The organism is Chryseobacterium sp. CP-77, from assembly GCF_036362765.1.
GTDB lineage: Bacteria > Bacteroidota > Bacteroidia > Flavobacteriales > Weeksellaceae > Chryseobacterium > Chryseobacterium cupriresistens.
Genome location: NZ_CP143637.1, coordinates 2,903,013 through 2,923,617, shown reverse-complemented (window position 1 = coordinate 2,923,617; position 20,605 = coordinate 2,903,013). Strand labels below are relative to the sequence as shown.

General features: G+C 36.1%; 23 protein-coding genes. 16 read left to right on the top strand and 7 right to left on the bottom strand.

The features are described 5' to 3' along the window. Nucleotides 1-186: 186 nt before the first annotated feature. The 3 genes from V0410_RS13015 to tilS form a co-directional block, all read right to left on the bottom strand. Nucleotides 187-1,128, bottom strand: a complete 942-nt coding sequence (locus V0410_RS13015) for a redoxin domain-containing protein (RefSeq protein WP_330743893.1) — start codon at nucleotides 1,126-1,128, stop codon at nucleotides 187-189. A gap of 98 nt (nucleotides 1,129-1,226) precedes the next feature. Beyond that, the gene (locus tag V0410_RS13010) at nucleotides 1,227-1,787 is read right to left on the bottom strand and encodes an RNA polymerase sigma factor (RefSeq protein WP_330743891.1); all 561 of its coding nucleotides are present in this window, start codon (nucleotides 1,785-1,787) and stop codon (nucleotides 1,227-1,229) included. After that, nucleotides 1,760-3,112 carry a tRNA lysidine(34) synthetase TilS gene (tilS, locus tag V0410_RS13005; RefSeq protein ID WP_330743890.1) on the bottom strand — a complete coding sequence of 451 codons (1,353 nt, stop codon included), beginning with the start codon at nucleotides 3,110-3,112 and terminating at the stop codon, nucleotides 1,760-1,762. Before tilS ends, V0410_RS13010 begins: the two co-directional genes overlap by 28 nt. Before the next feature lie 87 nt (nucleotides 3,113-3,199). Between tilS and V0410_RS13000 the strand changes: the two genes are divergently transcribed. Further along, nucleotides 3,200-4,033, top strand: coding sequence for an OmpA family protein (locus V0410_RS13000; RefSeq protein WP_202841555.1), 834 nt, complete (start codon nucleotides 3,200-3,202; stop codon nucleotides 4,031-4,033). A 186-nt stretch (nucleotides 4,034-4,219) separates the two neighbouring features. Here the strand turns inward: V0410_RS13000 and V0410_RS12995 are convergent, their stop codons facing one another. Next, a complete protein-coding gene (locus V0410_RS12995) occupies nucleotides 4,220-4,378 on the bottom strand; it encodes a hypothetical protein (protein ID WP_330743888.1) in 159 nt (52 codons plus the stop codon). A 261-nt stretch (nucleotides 4,379-4,639) separates the two neighbouring features. On the opposite strand from V0410_RS12995, the gene V0410_RS23015 reads away from it, so the two are divergent. The 6 genes from V0410_RS23015 (at nucleotide 4,640) to V0410_RS12970 (ending at nucleotide 8,440) form a co-directional block, all read left to right on the top strand. Further along, nucleotides 4,640-4,795 carry a CCPGW family putative bacteriocin gene (locus V0410_RS23015; RefSeq protein WP_407936191.1) on the top strand — a complete coding sequence of 52 codons (156 nt, stop codon included), beginning with the start codon at nucleotides 4,640-4,642 and terminating at the stop codon, nucleotides 4,793-4,795. Between the two features lie 119 nt (nucleotides 4,796-4,914). Then, the gene (locus V0410_RS12990; RefSeq protein ID WP_202841554.1) at nucleotides 4,915-5,562 is read left to right on the top strand and encodes an O-methyltransferase; all 648 of its coding nucleotides are present in this window, start codon (nucleotides 4,915-4,917) and stop codon (nucleotides 5,560-5,562) included. A gap of 86 nt (nucleotides 5,563-5,648) precedes the next feature. Further along, the gene (locus tag V0410_RS12985; RefSeq protein WP_110008296.1) at nucleotides 5,649-6,365 is read left to right on the top strand and encodes a C40 family peptidase; all 717 of its coding nucleotides are present in this window, start codon (nucleotides 5,649-5,651) and stop codon (nucleotides 6,363-6,365) included. A gap of 22 nt (nucleotides 6,366-6,387) precedes the next feature. After that, entirely contained in the window at nucleotides 6,388-6,855 is a 468-nt protein-coding gene (locus V0410_RS12980) for a DUF1648 domain-containing protein (protein WP_330743884.1), read from the top strand. After that, nucleotides 6,852-7,196 carry a cupin domain-containing protein gene (locus tag V0410_RS12975; RefSeq protein WP_330743882.1) on the top strand — a complete coding sequence of 115 codons (345 nt, stop codon included), beginning with the start codon at nucleotides 6,852-6,854 and terminating at the stop codon, nucleotides 7,194-7,196. The genes V0410_RS12980 and V0410_RS12975 overlap by 4 nt, the downstream gene beginning before the upstream one ends. Before the next feature lie 5 nt (nucleotides 7,197-7,201). Beyond that, the gene (locus V0410_RS12970) at nucleotides 7,202-8,440 is read left to right on the top strand and encodes a 3-deoxy-D-manno-octulosonic acid transferase (protein WP_330743880.1); all 1,239 of its coding nucleotides are present in this window, start codon (nucleotides 7,202-7,204) and stop codon (nucleotides 8,438-8,440) included. On the opposite strand, the gene V0410_RS12965 is transcribed toward V0410_RS12970, so the two are convergent. From V0410_RS12965 to V0410_RS12955, 3 genes are read right to left on the bottom strand one after another with little or no spacing between them, the layout of a single operon-like run. Further along, on the bottom strand, nucleotides 8,432-9,058 hold the full coding sequence (locus V0410_RS12965) for a deoxyuridine 5'-triphosphate nucleotidohydrolase (protein ID WP_330743879.1): 627 nt from the start codon (nucleotides 9,056-9,058) through the stop codon (nucleotides 8,432-8,434). The genes V0410_RS12970 and V0410_RS12965 overlap by 9 nt on opposite strands. Then, nucleotides 9,058-9,813, bottom strand: coding sequence for a glycosyltransferase family 2 protein (locus tag V0410_RS12960; protein WP_330743876.1), 756 nt, complete (start codon nucleotides 9,811-9,813; stop codon nucleotides 9,058-9,060). Before V0410_RS12960 ends, V0410_RS12965 begins: the two co-directional genes overlap by 1 nt. A 22-nt stretch (nucleotides 9,814-9,835) precedes the next feature. Beyond that, on the bottom strand, nucleotides 9,836-10,867 hold the full coding sequence (locus tag V0410_RS12955) for an acyltransferase family protein (RefSeq protein ID WP_330743874.1): 1,032 nt from the start codon (nucleotides 10,865-10,867) through the stop codon (nucleotides 9,836-9,838). A gap of 145 nt (nucleotides 10,868-11,012) precedes the next feature. On the opposite strand from V0410_RS12955, the gene V0410_RS12950 reads away from it, so the two are divergent. From V0410_RS12950 to V0410_RS12910, 9 genes are all read left to right on the top strand, one after another. Beyond that, entirely contained in the window at nucleotides 11,013-11,489 is a 477-nt protein-coding gene (locus tag V0410_RS12950) for a lipocalin family protein (RefSeq protein WP_330743872.1), read from the top strand. Between the two features lie 173 nt (nucleotides 11,490-11,662). Further along, a complete protein-coding gene (leuS, locus tag V0410_RS12945) occupies nucleotides 11,663-14,476 on the top strand; it encodes a leucine--tRNA ligase (protein ID WP_330743870.1) in 2,814 nt (937 codons plus the stop codon). 240 nt (nucleotides 14,477-14,716) lie between these two features. After that, nucleotides 14,717-15,580 (top strand): MotA/TolQ/ExbB proton channel family protein, encoded by an 864-nt coding sequence (locus V0410_RS12940; RefSeq protein ID WP_076594929.1) that lies wholly within the window; start codon nucleotides 14,717-14,719, stop codon nucleotides 15,578-15,580. Nucleotides 15,581-15,641: 61 nt separating this feature from the next. Continuing rightward, entirely contained in the window at nucleotides 15,642-16,250 is a 609-nt protein-coding gene (locus V0410_RS12935) for an ExbD/TolR family protein (RefSeq protein WP_047435560.1), read from the top strand. A gap of 11 nt (nucleotides 16,251-16,261) precedes the next feature. Then, nucleotides 16,262-16,831 (top strand): ExbD/TolR family protein, encoded by a 570-nt coding sequence (locus V0410_RS12930; protein WP_110008287.1) that lies wholly within the window; start codon nucleotides 16,262-16,264, stop codon nucleotides 16,829-16,831. 29 nt (nucleotides 16,832-16,860) lie between these two features. Continuing rightward, on the top strand, nucleotides 16,861-17,703 hold the full coding sequence (locus V0410_RS12925; protein ID WP_062675757.1) for an energy transducer TonB: 843 nt from the start codon (nucleotides 16,861-16,863) through the stop codon (nucleotides 17,701-17,703). A 75-nt stretch (nucleotides 17,704-17,778) separates the two neighbouring features. Then, entirely contained in the window at nucleotides 17,779-17,976 is a 198-nt protein-coding gene (locus V0410_RS12920; protein ID WP_171006307.1) for a DUF308 domain-containing protein, read from the top strand. Further along, the gene (locus V0410_RS12915) at nucleotides 17,966-18,838 is read left to right on the top strand and encodes a PstS family phosphate ABC transporter substrate-binding protein (protein ID WP_330743862.1); all 873 of its coding nucleotides are present in this window, start codon (nucleotides 17,966-17,968) and stop codon (nucleotides 18,836-18,838) included. The genes V0410_RS12920 and V0410_RS12915 overlap by 11 nt, the downstream gene beginning before the upstream one ends. Nucleotides 18,839-18,929: 91 nt before the next feature. Then, nucleotides 18,930-20,582, top strand: coding sequence for a tetratricopeptide repeat protein (locus tag V0410_RS12910; RefSeq protein WP_330743860.1), 1,653 nt, complete (start codon nucleotides 18,930-18,932; stop codon nucleotides 20,580-20,582). Nucleotides 20,583-20,605: the final 23 nt, after the last annotated feature.

Sequence of the window (20,605 nt, the reverse complement as noted above, 5' to 3'; positions counted from 1 at the left end):
TTTCGTCCCTAAAAAATTTAGAAACTTTCTTTTTTTAAGCCTGATGCCTAAAAATATTTCGTCTTCTGCCTTTATCACCATAGCGCTATCACTTATTTCATCATTTAAAGTGATTATTGATTTTGTCAATTTTGCCAACGTGGTATTATGATGATAATTGTTTGTCATGATAAAAGTTTGGATCAATCAATTCAGGTTTTTTACAATATCTTCTACGGATGCTCTCTTTTTATAGTCTGTATCAAAATGTCTCCATGTAATTTCTCTCCCCTCATTAAGGATGAAGGTTGCCGATACAGGAAGTCTTCCGGAATGATCTGATCTGCTGTCAGCAAAATCCTCCTTTAATTTTGAATTATATAAATTAAGAGTTTCACTGTCAGGAGTATAAAGGACGTCAAATGCTTCTGCTATTTTATAACCTTCATCATATAAAACGGTATAATCGGTCTTTGTTTTACTGATTGTCTTTTCGATAAATTCCGGTTTTTCAGGAGAAATAATAACGAGTTTTGCATTTTTCGACTTCAGCTCAGGAGCCAGATTCTGTAATGTTTCAATATATTTGTTACAATAAGGGCACCATTGTCCGCGAATAAAAACAACCACCAGTTTTTTGTTTTCTTCTGATGAAGAAAAAGTATTTCCCAAATGATCTTTCGCACTGAAATTACCTATCTTATCTCCAATCATTTTTCCTTTTACCTGATCTAAAGTTTTACCGGACTGAGGCATTTTTTTTTCAATAACAGCTGCTCCTACGCCTAAAAACTGTTCAGCATTATAATAGCCGAAATCATATTGAACCAGTTTTCCTTTCGGATCCAGGAATAGAAAAGAAGGGTAGTTGACTACTTTAAATTCTTTGGCCAGGCTTAATCCTTCTTTTTCCGCGTCTATGGCAAGGTTTACAAAATTTTTGTTGAACATTTCTCCGACTCTGGAATCTGTGAAAGTGTTTTTTGCCATGAGTTTGCATGGACCACACCAGGTAGTGAACAGATCAATGAAGATCAGTTTATTTTCTTTTGCTGCGATTTTTTTCGCGGCTTCCAAATCAATTTTTTGAAAACTGATGCCTGTGCTTTGTGCATGTAATGAAATTCCTATTGCTATAAGAAAACTCAAAATGATTTTTTTGAACATATATTTCTTTTCTTATTAGGTTCCCTGATTCATGAAAAAATCACCCACAGATTAAATTGTTTTTTTTAATGATTTGATTGTCAGGTAGAAAAAATGCTGTTATTTTTAATCCTTTTGATCTGCTCTACACATTTGTATTTTTGATTCTGAGCATTATGTCTGCTTGAATACTGATATTTATTCTGAATTTCCTCTATACTTTTGTTTTCAATAAAAATGTCATGAATCAGATTCTGACAATGGGAAGAGATCGATTGGATATAACCAACCAGTTTTTCCCAGTAATACCTTTCATTTTCAATGGCCGTACTTATTTCCTCCCGATGTTCCATGAAATAGTGTTCAGGAGACTCAACATAAAAGTTTCTGTTTTTGAGTTTTTTAAACCACAGATTTTTTACAATTCCGATAATATAATTTCCCAGACAGGTCTGAACTTTAAATTCGTCAGCATTCAACTTTTCGTACAGAATGAGCAGTGCATCCTGGAAGATATCTTCTGCATCTTCAAGATTGCCTTTATTTTTGAGTATGAATTTCTGGGTATAACCAAAATACTGTTGGTATAAAATTCCAAAAGCTATATTGCTGTCTTTCTTAAAATCATCAACAGCTAACGAATTAGTTGTTTTTCTGTCCACTTTACAGTTATCTTTTTTTGAGTAGTGCTGTCTGCCTGAAATCTGCGATCCTGTCTGAGAGGGATAACTCCCAGGATATGGTTTCCGGAGTCACATAATAACCAGGTCTTTTCCTTAATCAAAGGAGATAGTTTTTCGTCTCTGAAAAACTTAGAAACTTTCTTTTTTCCTGGAAACGCTGTCGGATAAAATTCATCTCCATCCTGCTGTTTCCTCAAAAGAAGTGGGAACTGAAGCTTTTCAGCATCGAAATCCCATTCAAATCCTTTATTGATTCCGGAAATGTTTTCAATATCATCTACGAGATTGATGCTCGTCTGGTTTTCGGAAAAATCAAAATTTTTGATCAGTACTATTTCTTCCGGAGTTTCCTTTTTTTCACTTTTATCAATAAAGATGAGTTCATCCCGGTTGACAATCAACTGATATTCCTTTGAAAAAAAAGAACTGTTATTTTCGGCTTTAAAAATTTTCGGAATTTCTTCCTCCTGATTGAATCCGTATTTCTTTAAAATTTCAAATTTTACAAAATCGCTTTCACTATCCAGCTTTCCCTTTGATAAGATTTTATAGTTTTGGTTAAATACGGTAAGGCGATTTTCTATTTCCTGGATCTGTTGTTGTACAAACTCTTTGGTTTGATTCAGATATAAAGAACTTTTTTTGAAGTTCTCCAGAAAGTGATCGTTGGTCTCCATCAGCATCGGAACAATCTCATTCCTGATCTTATTCCTCAGATAATCACTTTTTTTATTAGAAAGGTCTTCGCGGAATTCAATAGTATTCTGCTCAGCAAACTGATAAATTTCTTTTTTTGAAACATTTAAAAGGGGACGAAGGATTTTATTATCATTCGATGGAATTCCGCTCAATCCATTAATGCCGGCAGCTTTGGACAGATTAATAATGAAAGTTTCCAGCTGGTCATTAAGATGATGGGCGGTAACAAGAAATTCCAGCTTTTCTTTTTCCCTGATTTCGTTAAAAAAACGGTATCGCAGTTCCCTGGCCCAAAGCTGGATTGAATTTTCAGGCTTCTGGTCTTTTTCCGAAACTTCATACAAATGAAATTTTATATGATTTTTCTCACAAAAATCCTGCACTGTTTTCTGATCCAGATCCGAATCATTCCCCCGAAGTTTATAATTGATATGAGCTACCTGAAACTGAAATCCGGCATCTTGGATTTCCTGCCTGAAATCCCTGAACAATGAGGCCAGAACCATAGAATCTGCTCCTCCGCTTACTGCTAAAAGATAGGTCTTGTTTTCCGGCTCGTGAACGAGATTTTTTAACTGACTGATAAAGGCTGATTTATTCAACATATATGTTGAGAATTTCTTTTATGCAAAGATAACCGATATAATTCAATTGAATTTTCCTAACTTTGAGTAGTCTAAAAATGATTATTTATGAAGATTTTAAAAATTTTAGCAGTTTCTGCAATGGCGCTGGGGATGACATCTTGTGTCAGCAAAAAGCAGTATGATGCTTTGAGCACAAACTATAAGCAGTGTATTGAAAATATTGGGGAAAGACAAAGAGAAATTCAGGATTTGAAATCTCAGAACTCTGCATTGGCAGGGGAAAATAACTTATTGAAAAGCCAGCATGATGCTTTAAAATCATCACTTGATGCATGTTTGTCGAACACAGGAAAAAGTTCTGCTAACATTGATAAACTGGTAGGAGAAATCAATGCTTCCAATTCATATATCAAGCAGCTGATCTCCAGTAATGCCAAGAACGACAGTCTGAACCTTGCATTGTCTAATAAGCTGAAGAGATCTTTGGATAATGTATCTGATGAAGATGTACAGGTAAAAGTATTGAAAGGAGTAGTTATGATCTCTCTTTCTGATAAAATGTTATACAAAACGGGAGATTACAACATCTTACCTGCCGCTCAGGAAGTGTTAGGTAAAGTAGCAAAAGTAATCAATGATTACGATAAATACTCGGTATTAATTGAAGGGAACACGGATAACGCTCCGTTGAACTCTCCAAACCTTCCAAGAGACAACTGGGATCTTTCTGCATTAAGAGGTACATCTGTTGCTAAGGTTCTTCAGACTCAGTTTGGTGTAGATCCGGCAAGAATTACTGCTGGCGGACGTTCTGAATACAACCCGAAAGCAACTAACATGAGCGTTTCGGGAAGAGCAGAAAACAGAAGAACGGAAATCATCATTATGCCTAAACTTGATGAGTTTATGAAACTGATGGATATCGCTCCTAAGAAATAATGACTACACCCTATATCATCATAAATCCCGAAGCAATTCGGGATTTTTTTTATGATGTGTTAATCTGTTTCGGAATATAATCTGCCGATTTTTTTTTGAAGAAAAGATTGTCTATATTTTTTAGAAATGACATTCGACCGTTTAAAACAAAAATAAATCCCGAAGGTGGCCGGGATCTATTCTTAATCAAATTAATTCTTCCTTTTTCAGGAGTGAAATAATTCGTTGCAAAAATGAAGTGGATATTTCTTTCTTACTTTTTGCTGCAGAAGAATCAGTTCTACTTTTCAGTACAACTTTAGTGTGATTCTCATGGTTAGTTTGTGTCTCTCCTGCAATCATCATGTTTTCTCTTAGTGTTTTTACCCCTTATTCTTACTGCAAACTTATAACTAATACCACAAAAATACCATCCGTGTTTTCACGGTATTTTATATGGGGTTTTTACTGAGATACATATTTTTTACATTTAATAAGCAATTTTTACGTATATAATTAGTTGATTAATAAAAGAATATGTATATTTAAATCTCAATATAAGGAAATAATAACAGAGGTGTCCGAAAATCTTAAAGAGTAGGAAATTAATACTAAACTAAAATTATTATGAAAAATTCAAAAAAACTTTCAAGAGGAGAAATGAAAACTGTACAAGGTGCTATTAACGGGTGTAATCCACAGATATTTTGTACCAGCCTGCAAACAAAGTGTTGCCCGGGATGGGTTTGTGCTGGTATAAGAGAATATTGTATAGCAATATGATAAACTTTTAAAGTATATAGATGCATCTAAGAGAGATTAATTTCTCTCTTTTTTTGTATCTTCTTCCTGAATTAAAAAAGTAGCTTTAAAATCCTTAAATTTGTTTAAATTAAAATGGTATGAGTTTTTTTGAAGAAAAGAATCCTGAAATGGACAGATATTTGGAGGCGCACGCTTCTTCGGAATCCGAAATTCTGAAAAAGCTAAGAAGAGAGACGTATCAGAAAACAACACAGCCTCATATGATTTCCGGATATCAGCAGGGAAGACTGCTGACGATTATATCCCAGATGCTGCAGCCGAAAAATATTCTTGAAATAGGAACATTTACCGGATATGCTACTTTATGTCTTGCATCAGGATTGGCAAAAGACGGAAAAATCACCACATTGGATGTGAATGAAGATCTTGCCTATCTTCCTAAAAAATACTTTGAATCCAGCGAATATGCCAGCCAGATCGATTTTAAACTTCAGGATGCCAAGGAATATTTAAAAGAAACAGATGAATTTTTTGATCTGATTTTTGTAGATGCTGATAAGGAAAACTATGCCGAATATTTCAGATTGATTAAACCTCATACAAAATCCGGAACAGTGGTGTTATTTGACAATGTATTATGGTATGGGAAAGTGCTGGAAGAAAATCCGAAACTGAAATCTACCCAGTCGATCCAGGAATTAAATGATTTGGCAGCAAAAGACGAAGATTTTGAAAATCTTATTTTACCTTTGCGTGATGGAGTGAACTTTCTTCGCAGAAAGTAACTGAAATATTCAAGGATTAAACATTTAAAGAGATACAACATTGTATTTTTAATCTTTAAATTATTCAATCTTTAAATTGAAAATTAATGAATAAAGGAGTTTGTATTGTTACAGTAGCGCCGGTTCGTGCAGAAAATTCTGACAGAGCTGAAATTGTTACGGAAATATTGTTTGGAGAAAGTGCGGATATTCTGGAAGTGGATAAAAACTGGACCAAAATAAAAATGCATTATGATGGCTATGAAGGATGGATGGATACCAAGCAGCTGAAGCCTGTAACAGACGAAGAGCTGGCCAAAAGAAAAGTGACCGTCGTTACCGAAGATTTTTCTTCCGTATTAATGAATGATGGAAAAACTTTGCTTTCTATGGGTTCAGAAGTGGAATTTCCGGTGGTAGCTTCAAGAAGAAGTCATGATGTGCGCGAAAGTATTGCTCTGACGGCAAAAGAATTCCTGAACGTACCTTATTTGTGGGGAGGTAAAAGCTTTTTTGCAGTAGACTGTTCCGGATTTACCCAATTGGTTTATAAAATTCACAATATAAAGATACCCAGAGATGCCTCACAGCAGGCTGAGGTAGGAGAACCGCTTACTTTCGTGGAAGAAACACAGCCTGGTGATCTTGCTTTTTTTGAAAACGCAGAAGGAAAGATTATCCATGTAGGAATTATGCTGGAGAATCAGAAGATCATTCATGCTTCCGGAAAAGTAAGAATAGACACGCTGGATTCCACCGGAATCTTCAATAAAGAAATGAATAAGCATACTCATAAACTGAGAGTGTTGAAAAGTGTAATTTAATCCTCATTCAATCTCATTTGAAATGGAAAATATTCTTTTTACAATTTTTGATATTTTAAATTTTGGATGGGTCGCTTTTTTATGGGGATTTACCCTTAAAAACTATAACACGTTGCCAGAAAGAATTCCCGTCCATTTTGATATGGAAGGAAAAGCGGATGGATTTGGAGGGAAAATGTATGCTTTTCTGATGCCTGTACTGGCGCTGGGATTGTATGCTGTATTCACTTATGGCACCAGACATCCCGAAGACACTAATTTTCCGGTAGAAATTACAGACCAGAACATGGGTGCTCAGTTTTTAATTATGAAAATCGGACTGAGAATTCTTTTTGTTGTACTGGCAATGGTTTTTCTCAACCTTCAGGACTATATGTTCAGATATGCTGCTGATGATAAAGCCAAACCCAGGATTTCAATGGCCACGATCTTTTTATCAGTTGTTTTATTTACTCCTGCATTACTCTTTATTGCTTATCTGTTTAAATGATACATTCTAAAAATAATTCAGAACATTATACATGGGGGAACCAATGTGACAGCTGGATCCTTAAAAATACCCGGAACTTATCCGTAAAGCAGGAGAAGATGCCTGCAGCAACTTCGGAGAAACTGCACTTTCATAAAGTGGCAGAACAGTTTTTCTATATTTTGAAAGGAGAAGCCGTATTTTATATCAACGAAAGGAAATTCCTGGTTAACCAGGGAGAATCTATTTCTGTTGAGCCGGGAGCAAAACATTTTATCTCCAACGAATCCACTGAAGAAATTGAGTTTTTGGTCATATCCAATCCTCCTACGGATCATGACAGAATTGAAATTAAAGAATAAGTAAAATGGCTTTTTTATATAATATTTTCATCAGTCTCCTTACCTTCGGAATGAAGGCTTTCGCGTTGATTAATGATAAAACTAAAAAAGGCGTTGAAGGAAGAACGCAGTCTTTGGATAAAGTAAAATCTTCATTTTCAAAAACAGATAAAGTCATCTGGATGCATGCGGCAAGTCTGGGTGAATATGAGCAGGGATTACCTGTTCTGGAGAAACTCCAAGAGAATTTTCCTCAGCACAAAGTTCTGGTGACGTTCTTTTCTCCGTCAGGATATGAAAATGTGGTTAAGAAGAAACACATTGCTGACGTTGTCTGTTATTTACCTTTCGACAATAAAAAGGCTGTCAAAGAATTTACAGATCAATTCAATACTGAACTATTTTTTACGGTTAAATACGATTATTGGTACAACCTCCTTGCTGAGCTGAAAAGTAAAGGAACAAAAATTTATGTTATTTCGGCACTGTTCTACGAAAGACAATCTTTCTTTACTTCCTACGGAAAATGGTTTGTAAAACAGCTTCAGAAAAATGTGGATTGGTTTTTTCATCAGACTCAGTTTTCATTGGCCTTGGCAAAAAGCGTTGGATTAACAAAGTCTTCCGTAACGGGAGATACAAGATTTGACAGAGTAAAACAGCTGCGGGAAAGAAATAATCATGTAGATTTCATTGCAGACTTCATTGGAAATAATAAAGCAATAGTCTTTGGAAGTTCATGGCATGCGGAAGAGAAAATAGCTGAAATGGTTTCCCGTAAAAATAATACGGTAAAACTTATTATCGCACCCCACGATCTGAAAAGAGTAGAGCATTTGAAAAATATATTCCCGGATGCCTTATTGTACAGCGAAATACAAAACACTCAATCTTCAACTTTCAATACTCCAATTCTGATCATAGACAGCATAGGTTTATTGTCCAGATTATATTCTTATGCAGATGTAGCTGTTGTAGGAGGAGGATTTCATGATGCCGGACTTCACAATATTCTGGAGGCAGCCACTTTTAGTGTTCCGGTGATCTTTGGGAATCATTACAAAAAGAATCCGGAAGCTGACGACCTGATCTCTGCCAATGGAGGGAAATCTTTCTCTGATGAGTATACGGCCTCAGAATTTGTCTTATTTCTAACGAATGAAGATAACAAAGAAGAACTTACTGAAATGTCTCAAAATGCTGAAAAATTTGTAGATGGGAAGCCAGACTCTACGAGAATGATTCTTCAGAAAATTCTATCGTAAAAATCCCTGGCTTTTAATATCTTTCATGATCTGATCAATGTTGTCGGGAATCCTGTTACATTCAAACCAGTTAAAGTCAAGACCATTGTTGATGCACAGCTTTTGCAGATAATGATTCTCTAAAACTTTATTCAGGGTATCACGAAGGTTTTCATCAATTTCCATCCAGTAATCTTCATCCAGTTTTTTTATAAGGACCAAAGATTTGAAGATTTTGTTGATGATGTAAATATAAAGTTTGTAAACATTGTCAAACCTTTGTCTGCTGAGATCACCATTATTTTCCAATACCTTGTTTACGAGAAGAAGATTCAGGGAAACCTCTCCGAATTTATCGGTCGTGATTTTTACATGCTCCGTGATTTCAGCACTTATTTTCCGCACAGTAGACAGGAAATATTTGGCATTTCCCACGTATTTTGATGCAAGAAGAACCTGTTGCTCCACATGTTCTTCCATGGCATTTCTTTTATCATCTGTAGTTTCCGGATCTATCAGTTCGAAGTAGAGCTTTTTTGACAATAATTTATCCTTTCTCAGGAGTCTGAAAATCAGTTTGTCTTTCTCCGTTCCGGAAAAAGCACTCAGCGCAGCTTTAAACTCTTTTGAATATTCCATTAATTAAAAATTTTCGAATATTTCAGGAATCCGTTTACGGCCCAGTTAGCCGTATAATACAATGATTTTACTGTTGAGAATCCCATGAAAGCTTTATAGACAAGATACTGATCTTTGATGATGTTTTTTTTATTTCTTGAAACGCTGTTTTCACGCATTCTGTATTTTGCCAGTGTCTTTTGTACAGGAATTCCTTCCGGAATCACTTTTAAAAGATTCAGCCACATGACATGATCTTCACGTTTACTTTTTACGGGGAACAAAAATTTTCCAACCCTTTTCGTGTCGTACATTGTGGAAACCGGGGCAAGGCGGCATGTTTTCAGCAGATTGGAGAAAGTAACCACTTTGTCAGCCAGAAAATCTTTCAGAATAGGCTGAAGCTGTTCGTTACATCTTGAATAGTTACAATATACCAGTTCTGCATTGTGTTCCTGCATATAATCCGTCATTGTTTCCAGATATTCAGGATACCAGTAGTCATCAGAATCCAGAAACGCAATATATCTTCCCTGGGCTCTTTCCAGGCTGTTGTTTCTTGCATTTCCTGCACCGCCGTTTTTCTCCAGTACCTGTAGTTTTATTCTCGGATCATTGTATTTTCTAATGATTTCAACAGTATTATCTTTAGAAAGGTCATCTGTAATCAGCCACTCCCAGTTTTCGTAGGTTTGATTAAGAACAGACTGTATAGTTTCCTCGATAAATTCTGCAGAATTATAACAGGGAGTAATGATGGAGACAAGATCTTTCATTTGTGTTTTTTAAACTGCTAAATTATAAAAATCTTTTTTCATAAAGATGCCAGGAGCTTACACCTACCGCAATAACCACCAACATACATACCAAAGCCATTACAAATGGATTGTAATCTTCAAACAATCCTAAAGTCTGAAAAGTTCTGATAATAGGGAAGTGGAAGATATAAATCCCATAAGTGAAATCTCCATATTTTCCGAAATTGTTCAGAAACTTAAATGAATAGGCGATATACATTACGATAACCCCGATCATCATTGGAGAAAAAAGCTGAACTTTTAAAAATAAGTCAATCCACACAGTAACGAATGCAATGATGAAAATAAGATTTTTATGTTGGATGAATTTATTAAAATTAAAGTAAATCAACATCCCAGGGATAAAATAGGATAATGTTCCAGGGAGCTGTTTGGCAATCGAAATTTTATTTAAAGATTCAAAATAATTGAGATAAATAAGTGATAAGAAGTATAGAATAACCAAACTTACATTTCTGTATTTATTGTTTTTTCCGAAAAGCAAAAACAACAGAGGAACCGCAAAATAGTAGCACATTTCTATTTTCAGTGTCCATAGGGCACCATTCACTGCTTGATTTCCAAAAACTCCGGGAAGCCAGGGTGCTTTAAAATTTAAAAATAATGAATTCCAAAATAGGTATTTATAAACTTGTGTATTGCTGAAATATTCAGTGAAGGAATAGGTACTTACCAGGCTTAATAAAATTGCGCATAAAAAAATAACCAATAAGTAGGCGGGAACAATTCTTCTGATTCTCTTTTTTAAATAGCTTTTCAGGCTTGAAGACCTTTCATAGCTCCTTGCAATAAGAAATCCGCTCACCGCAAAAAAGCCGAAAACAGCAATTTCTATAGGGCTGTGCTCAAAAATCTTGAGGTCAGGAGAAGCGCTGAGTGTGCCAAGATGTCCCAGAAAGACAATAAAGGCAAGGAGAACACGTATAAAATCAAAATTGTTTCTCGTTATATCCTGCATTTGTATTTTGTTTCCTGCAAAAATAACTTTTTTAATAGAATGAACGATGCTCATGTATTCATTATTTGTTAAATAAAGGGAAAATGGGGTGTCCCTATTTTTAAATATATATAAATAATCGCCGATGAAATAATTTTTCATAAAAAATAGTAATATAAATCAAAAAAATTATAATTTTAGCGCTTGAAAAAATTGATCTATGAAGAAATTAGCATTACTATTTGCAGGTTTATCTTTGTTTGCTGCCGCTACAGGCTGCAGCAGTGACGATGATACTGTTCTGGAAGCTCCTCTTGTTGGGACATGGCAACCGTTAAAAGAAGTAGTTACCACTGTGGAAGTTGGTGAAGACCCGGTTTCTAACACGATTACTTATACAGACTGTCAGAAACAGACAAGATGGTGGTTCAGCGCTGACTCCAAAGGAGGGAAAACGAACTGGGGAGATACTGCTACACCAGGTCAGTGTGCTATTCTTTCAGATATAAAATTCAATTACACTTATAATAAGGAAGGGAAAGATGTTCAGATGAAAATTCAGGGACTCGTAGAACCGCAGAATGCAAAGGTGATTACTTTGGATGCAACAACGCTCAATCTTGCGGTAAGAGAGGAGACTCAGGATCCTACTATATTCCAGACAAGAACATATACCTTCAAGAGAGTTACTCAATAATAGTATATACTTCAGGATATAAAACAGATCTCATCTCCGGATGGGATTTTTTTGTTGAGGGTAGAATTTGTAATTCATCATAATTTCAATTTCTATTTACTTTAAAATCATTAATTTTGTGAATCTTGACAAAAAGAAAAAATAATCAGTCTAACATATAACATATATATCAAGTGTTTTACGATCATCAGCAGATAGAAAAAAAGTGGCAGAAATACTGGGAGGAAAATCAAACCTATAAAACCTCTAATAACACAGACAAACCTAAGTTTTATGTACTCGATATGTTTCCGTACCCATCAGGAGCAGGCCTTCACGTAGGTCACCCGCTGGGATATATTGCATCGGATATCTATGCGAGATACAAAAGACATCAGGGGTTTAATGTACTCCACCCGGTAGGATATGACAGCTTTGGACTTCCTGCTGAACAGTATGCTATTCAGACAGGACAGCATCCTGCTATTACTACAGAACAAAATATCAACAGATATGAAGAGCAGCTGAGAAAAATCGGTTTCTCATTCGACTGGAGCAGGGAAGTAAGAACTTCGGATGCTTCTTACTATAAGTGGACACAATGGATTTTTATCCAGTTGTATCATTCGTGGTATAATAAAAATACGGATAAGGCAGAATCTATTGATTCCTTGATCCGGCATTTTGAAGAAAAAGGAACAGAAGGATTAAATGCCAATCAGAATGATGAATTAAATTTCACTTCAGAAGAATGGAAGAATGCTTCCGAAATTGATAAAGAAGACATCCTTTTAAACTATCGTCTTGCTTACAGAGCAGAAACGACAGTAAACTGGTGCCCTGCATTAGGAACTGTACTGGCCAACGATGAGGTGAAGGATGGAAAATCCGAAAGAGGAGGATTCCCGGTTTTCCAAAAGAAAATGATGCAGTGGAGTATGAGAATTTCCGCATATTCTGAAAGATTATTACAGGGATTAAATACGCTGGACTGGCCGCAGCCGTTGAAAGATTCTCAGGAATACTGGATCGGAAAATCTCAGGGAGCACAGGTTCAGTTCAAAGTAGAAGGACATGACGAGACTGTTGAGGTATTTACAACAAGGCCTGACACTATCTTTGGAGCAACCTTTATGGTATTGGCCCCGGAAAACCCTTTAGTGGAAACCATTACGACAGATGCTCAAAAAGTAGAAGTAGATACTTATATTGAAGAAACTTCCAAAAAAACGGAGAGAGACAGAATGTCTGACGTGAAAAACGTGAGTGGAGCTTTCACAGGAAGTTATGCAATCAATCCTTTCAGCAATGAAAAAATGCCGATCTATATTTCAGACTATGTGTTGATGGGATATGGAACAGGAGCAGTAATGGCGGTTCCGGCACATGATGAGCGTGACCATAGATTCGCTAAGAAATTTAATCTTGAAATCAAGAAAGTTGTAGAAACTGAAGAGGATGTTCAGGAAAAATCTTTTGACTCTAAAGATTCCGTTTGTGTAAATTCAGATTTTCTGAACGGATTACATTATAATGAAGCGAAAGCAAAAATAATTTCCGAGATCGAAACAAAAGGAATCGGTCACGGAACAACCAACTACAGACAGCGTGATGCTATTTTCTCAAGACAACGTTATTGGGGAGAACCTGTTCCTATATATTATAAGGATGGCATGCCTTACACGCTGCCAACTTCTGCTTTACCGTTGGAACTTCCTGAAGTTGAAAAATACTTACCTACAGAAGATGGAGATCCACCGCTAGGAAATGCAAAAGAATTTGCATGGGATGAAGCTAACCAGAAGGTAGTTGCTACAGATCTTATTGATGATAAAACAATTTTCCCGTTAGAATTATCTACGATGCCTGGTTGGGCAGGAAGCTCATGGTACTTCCTTAGATATATGGATCCGAATGATGAAGAAACTTTTGTTAAAAAAGAGTTAGCAGATTATTGGGGACAGGTAGACTTATATATAGGAGGAAGCGAACATGCAACCGGCCACTTATTATATTCCCGTTTCTGGAACATGTTCTTAAAAGACAGAGGTTATATCAGCCATGATGAGCCATTCCAGAAATTGATCAACCAGGGGATGATCTTGGGAATGAGTGCATTTGTGTACAGAATTGACGGAACGAATCAGTATGTATCTAAAAATTTAGCTAAAGATTACCAGACTCAGCAGATTCACGTAGATGTATCCTTATTAAAAGGAACTTCTGACGAATTGGATACTGAAGCCTTCAAAGCATGGAGACCGGATTATGCAGATGCAGAATTTATTCTGGAAGACGGAAAATACATCACAGACCGTGAAGTAGAAAAAATGTCCAAGTCAAAATATAACGTAGTAAATCCTGATGACATCTGTGAAGAGTACGGAGCAGACGGCTTACGTTTATATGAAATGTTCTTGGGGCCACTGGAACAATCCAAGCCTTGGAATACACAGGGACTAAGCGGAGTATACGGTTTCCTTAAAAAATTCTGGAATCTTTATTTCAACGGAGATGTATTTGAAGTTTCAGATGAAGAACCTACAAAAGCAGAATACAAAGTTTTACATACCTTAATAAAGAAGGTAGTATATGATATTGAAAACTTCTCTTTCAATACATCCGTATCATCATTTATGATTGCTGTGAATGAGCTTCAGAAAATAAAATGCAACAAACGCAATATTTTAGAACCGCTTGCCGTTATCATTTCTCCGTATGCTCCTCACATCTGTGAAGAATTGTGGAGTTTACTAGGACACGGTACATCGATAGAATTTGAAAAATTCCCGGCATTGAATGAGGATTATCTGGTTGAAGATGAAATTGAGTATCCGGTAAGCGTAAATGGTAAAATGAAGTTCAAAATTTCGCTTTCAGCTCAATTATCTGCCAAGGAAGTGGAAGATTTGGTGATTTCGAACGAGAAAATGCAACAGATTTTGGAGGGTAAAACCCCTAAAAAAATCATTGTAGTCCCTCACCGTATTGTGAATATCGTAATTTAAAAAAAAATTAACATTGGGAAATTAAAAAAAATGGGTGTCTTATTTTTTTGATTTTTTAATTCAAATGTTAAATTTGGAAAAAATAAATAAAATAATTTAAAATAATTATTATTTCGAAATCGTATTAAAATTTCTTTATCAAAAAAAAGCAAAATGTTTAATTAAGACTCTTGCATTTTAATTAATTTTGCCTTTAATTTACACCCTGTAAAATTTTAAAACAATATAATTTAGTTAAATATGGAAATGAATGTTTCAAAAAATGATGAGCAAGTAGTTGCTAGAAAGGCAGGAGGTTTAAATCCAGCTGTTATTATTCCTATTCTATTTGCTATAGGAGTATGTATTTATTTATTCGTTCTTGGTAGCCCAGGAAACTTTAAAGATGCAGATAAACTAGGAAGTGGTTCTGTAGCTTTTTCAAGTGTTGAAGGAAAAGACATTCACCCAGAATCGTTTTTAGGTATTATCTACAAAGGAGGGGTTATCGTACCAATCTTGATTACTTTCATGATTACTGTAATCGTTTTCTCTTTTGAAAGATATTTCGTTCTTGGTAAAGCAGCTGGAAAAGGAAACTTAGACAACTTCGTTGTACAGGTAAGAAGCTTACTAAACCAAAACAAAATCGACGAAGCTATCGAAGAGTGCGACAGACAACAAGGTTCTGTTGGTAACGTGGTAAAAGAAGGTCTTACTACTTACAAAGCACTTTCTCACGATACTACATTAAATAAAGAGCAGAAAATGGTAGCGCTTAACAAAGCTATCGAAGAAGCTACTACTCTTGAGATGCCAATGCTTGAGAAAAACATGATGATCCTTTCTACTTTAGGTACTGTTGCAACGTTAGTAGCACTACTTGGAACGGTAATCGGGATGATCAAGGCGTTCTTCGCATTAGGTTCAGGAGGTGGTACTCCGGATGCTGCTGCTCTATCTACTGGTATCTCTGAAGCCTTGATCAACACAGCTTTAGGTATTGGTACTTCAGCAATCGCTATTATCCTTTATAACTTCTTTACATCTAAAATTGACGGATTAACTTACAAGATCGACGAGATCTCTATGAGTATCCAACAGTCTTTCGCTGAATTCAACTAAGAATTAGCAAGATATTTGCATTAGCAATTAAAAGAAGTTTAATTAAAAATATTTTATAATAATGGCGAGAGTCAAACCAAAAAGACATGGAGTAATTACGGACATGACTGCAATGTGTGACGTTGCGTTCCTACTCCTTACGTTCTTTATCTTGACCACTCAGTTTAAAAAACCTGACGTGGAGCAGATCAAACCGCCATCTTCAATTTCGGAAAAATTGCTTCCTGATGCTAGTTTAATGACTATCAACGCTACTCCGGACGGAAAATTCTATTTCCAGCCAGTAGAAAATGCATCAGAAAGACTTGCACTTTTGGATAAAATGGGACAAAAGTATGGTATTACTTTTGACAACAACCAAAAAGCAGCTTTCCAGAAAATTCAGGCAATTGGAGTTCCAATGAACCAACTTAAAGGGTATTTGGATCTGCCTGCAGATGAGCAGAAAAATTATAAGAGTCCTACAGGTATTCCTATGGACAGTACAAATAAACAATTAATTGATTGGGTAAAAGAAAGTTTGAGCGTTAACCCTGACTACAAGTTAGCTATTAAAGGTGACGTTACAACTGAGTATCCTAAAGTTAAAAGTCTATTTGAGGGTTTAAGAGATATTGATTTTCTTAAATTTTGGTTGATTACATCACAAGAAGGTAAACCTAACGAATAATATCGATAGAAATGGCAGAAGTACAAGTACAAGAGAAAGGCGGCAAGGGCGGCAAGGTCCGTTCCAAGAAGCAAAGTACCAGAGTCGATATGACTCCGATGGTGGACTTGGGTTTTCTATTGATTACCTTCTTTATGTTCACAACTACGTTCAGTAAACCGAACGTTATGGATTTGGGTCTTCCGGCTAAACCGAAAGATGAAACAAAAAAACCACCTCCAACAGAAATTAAACTTTCTAACTCAATTTCTATCTTATTAGGAAAAAATAACAGAGTTTTCTGGCACCAGCAGGATGCTACTTCCTTGAATGACCAGACTCTTATGGAAACTACCCTTGATAGAGAAGGAATTAGAAAAGTAATTCAGCAGGCAAAATCTAGAGCTGCAGATCAAACGAAATTTACCGTGATCATTAAGCCAACTGACGATGCTGTATATAAGAACTTTGTTGATATTCTTGATGAAATGGCAATTACCAAAAGTGAGCAGTACGGGGTTACTGATATCAAACCTTGGGAAAAAGCTATTTATGAGAAAAAAGTAGGAGGTGCTGCTGCACCGGCTGCTGCTACAAAGTAATTTAACCATAAAATTGTTATATCTAATCTATGGCAGATGAAAATGTATACGGTCAGAATCTTACTTTAGACGAGATCGTATTTGAAAATAGAAACAAGGAATATGGTGCCTATGATCTTAGACATCAGTATCCGAGACTTTTAACCAAGTCTTTTATTATCGGAACAGCATTATTCCTTTTGGCAGCTTTGTCTCCGTTCATCTATCTTACGATTAAAAATCTTACAGCTCCGCCTAAGCAGGAAGTGAAGGCAGATCTTGTAGATATTATCGAAGAAGATCCGATTATCGAGCAGCCTAAAGAAGAAGAACCACCTCCACCACCTCCACCTCCAAAAGAAGAGGAGAAAATTGAGGTAATTCAGAACGTAGTTCCTGAGCCTGTAAAAGCTCCGAAAATTGAAACTCCACCACCGCCGATTTCTAAGCAGTTGGAAACAACAACTGGTTTACAGAATCAGGAGGGGGTAAAAGCTCCAGCTTATACACCACCACCGCCGCCACCATCTACAGGTACTAAAGCAAGTACAGTAGAAGTAAAAGCGAACAACCCTAACGAGATCTATAAAGATGTTGACCAGTCTGCAGAATATCCTGGAGGTATGGGAGCATTGAGAAAGTTCCTGGGTGATAACTTTGATACTTCTTTGATGGAAGGAGGTGAAGGAACACTTAAAGCGAAGCTTAAGTTCGTTGTAGAAAAAGACGGTACTGTTTCGAACGTTACTATTGAAGAAAAATCTCCAAACGGCGACTTCAACAGTGAAGCGATGCGTGTAGTTAAGAAACTTAAAAAATGGACTCCTGCGAAGAGAAACGGGGAGAGTGTTAGATCTTACTATAGCGTACCATTTACGATGAACTTTGAATAAGACTTATTTATTCAAAATATAAATAAAAAGAGAGGCTTATGCTTCTCTTTTTATTTTTTTTGGTATTTTTGTTACATGATGTTCAATTGGTTATCCCTGGTTACGGGATTGTTTTATATCGTTTTAGGAATTGTAGTGATTGTCTACAAATTCTTCTTTACTATTTTAGAGCCAGCTGTTGCTTATGCATTGGGAGTGGTGCTCATTATCTATGGTATTTTCAGAATTTACAGAGCGATCTCAAGAATTAAAAAATCGAGAAATGAAGAATAGTTTCAAGCTTGCAGTAATTTTTGTACTGAGCATAATGCTTGCAAGCTGCAAAAAGGAGAAAAACGCTCCTTCCTATCACAAAGGTGATCTTACCATTTTTACCGACGAATCTTTTCAAAGCGTTACAGAAGCATTAGCCGAAGGCTATATGATCAACTATCCTGAAACACATATCAAAGTAGAAACGAAGAAAGAAGATTTAGGACTTCTTGATCTTTTGAAAGGAAGTGCTAAAGTGGTGGTGATGTCCAGAAATCTTAATCCTGAAGAAATTAAAACATATGAGGATAGAACAGATCTGAAGTTCCTTCCTGCTAAATTTGCTGCGGATGCGGTGGTTTTTGTTGTCCCTAAAGATTCTCCGAAAGAGAGTATTTCAATGGAAGAAATCAGCAACGGTCTGATGTCTGATAAAAAAGAATTTATTTTTGACGGAACCAACTCCAGTAACCTGAATTTTGTTGCAGAGAAATTAAAAAAACAGCCAAAAGACCTGAAATTTTCCATTATTCCGGGAAATCAGAAGATTATAGAGGAACTGGGAAAATATCCTGATAAAATAGGCGTTATCGGATTGAATACTTTCAGCCGTCCCTATGATAAAACTTCAGAAAAGCTGAGAGACATGGTGAAGGTACTTCCTGTGATAGAGAAAGGAAAATCGTATACTGCAGATTTTGATGGACTTCGCACGATGGAATACCCGTTTACCAGAGTTCTTTATTTCCTGATTAATGAAGGTAACTTTAATATTGCCAATGGCTTTATAAGATTTTCATGTACCCATTTAGGACAGAAAATTGTGCAGAAAGAAGGCTTACAACCTTATAACATTTATAAGAGAGAAGTTCAGATGCGTTAAAAAATATTAAATTCACAATTTGTCCTTATTAAAAATTTTGATTTGGTCTGAAAATTGTGTATAATAAAACTCAATTATTAGAAAATATAAAATGAAAGATATAATGAATATGAATGTAAAGAAGATTGCTTTTGGAGCAGCCGTGGTATTTTTTACCGGTTTTGCCTCTGCACAAACACTGCAGGATGGTATCAACAGTATAGACAGTGATAAATTTGCGCAGGCAAAAACAAACTTCACTGACATGATCGCTAAAGAGCCTACAGCTGAAAACTACTTCTATTTGGGAAATACTTTCTTAAGACAAGGAGAGCCGGACTATGCTAAGGCAACTGAAAACTTTAACAAAGGATTAGCTGCAGACGGTAAAAGCTATCTGAACAAAATTGGTTTGGCTGCTGTTAAATTAGGTAAAGGCGATAAAAATGCTGTTGCTGAAATTCAAAAAGTAGTAACTGATTCAAGAGAAAAAGATGCTGAAGTTCTTTTCAGAGCAGCAGAAGCTTTAACTTTATTCGAGAAAAACAGTTCACCGGACCTGGCAATCCAGTTTTTGACTAAAGCTATTGAGAAAGCTGAGAAAAAAGGTGTTCCTGCACATTATTATTATACATTAGGAGATGCTTACAGATTGAAAAGATCTCCGGGAGAAGCTATGTCTGCTTACGACAAGGCGTTACCTGTAGCTAAAAATAAAGCTTCAGTTTACACGAGAATGGCTACTTTATGGATGGCTGCTCAAGTATGGCAAAAAGCGAAAGAAAGCGTTGATAAAGCAATTGCTGTAGATCCTACATACGCTCCTGCGTACAAAGCATTGGCTGGTTACGATATCAGATACCAGCAAAATGCAAAGGCTACTCAGGACCTTATCAACTATACAAAATATGCTGACGAAGATCCATATACCCAATTAGAAATTGCAAAACTATATTTCACGAATGAAGATTATGCAAACTCTAAAATGGTATTAGATAAGATTTTTGATAAAATTGATGATCCTATCAAATTCAAATTGAGAGCTTATAATGCATATGCAGATAGAAATTATGCAGACGCTAAGCAAAATATGGATACTTTCGTTTCTCAGGCTGAGAAAACAAGAATATTGCCTGCAGACCAAGGTTTACAGGGGCTTATTGCTGCCGGTTTAGCAAAAGATGAAAAAGATGCAGCAAAGAAATCTGCTTTAATGGCTGAAGCTCAGCAAAAAGTGGGTATTGCAAAAGCTGCTAAGGATGAAACAATGAAGTGGGATCTTGAATTGGCAAACATCGCAGGTGGTGGTGGAGCTTCTCAGGCAGAAGCTGATAAAGGACCTACTAATCCTGAAATTGAAGCATTGAAACAAAAAGTTGCTGCCAACAGCCAGGATTCTGATTCATTATTTAAATTAGCAACAGCTTACCAGGATGTTAAAAACTGGAATGGAGCAATCCTTACATGGCAAAAAATGTCAGCACTTCTTCCTGATTGGGCTCCGGCATATTACAGCCAGGGGTATTCTTACCAGCAGGCAGGAAACAATGAAGCAGCAAAATTGGCTTATGAGAAATTCATCAGTACGGTAAAACCAGCTGATCAGGAAGCGAACAAGCAAACTCTTGCTTATGCTTACTTTGCGGTAGCATACATGAGCAAAGATTCCGATGCTGCAAAAGCAAAAGATTATGTAGCTAAATCTTTACAGCTAGACCCTACTTACCAGGATGCTGTAAAATTAAATGCAGAAATCAACAAGTAATTTAAAATTTAAATTATAGATAT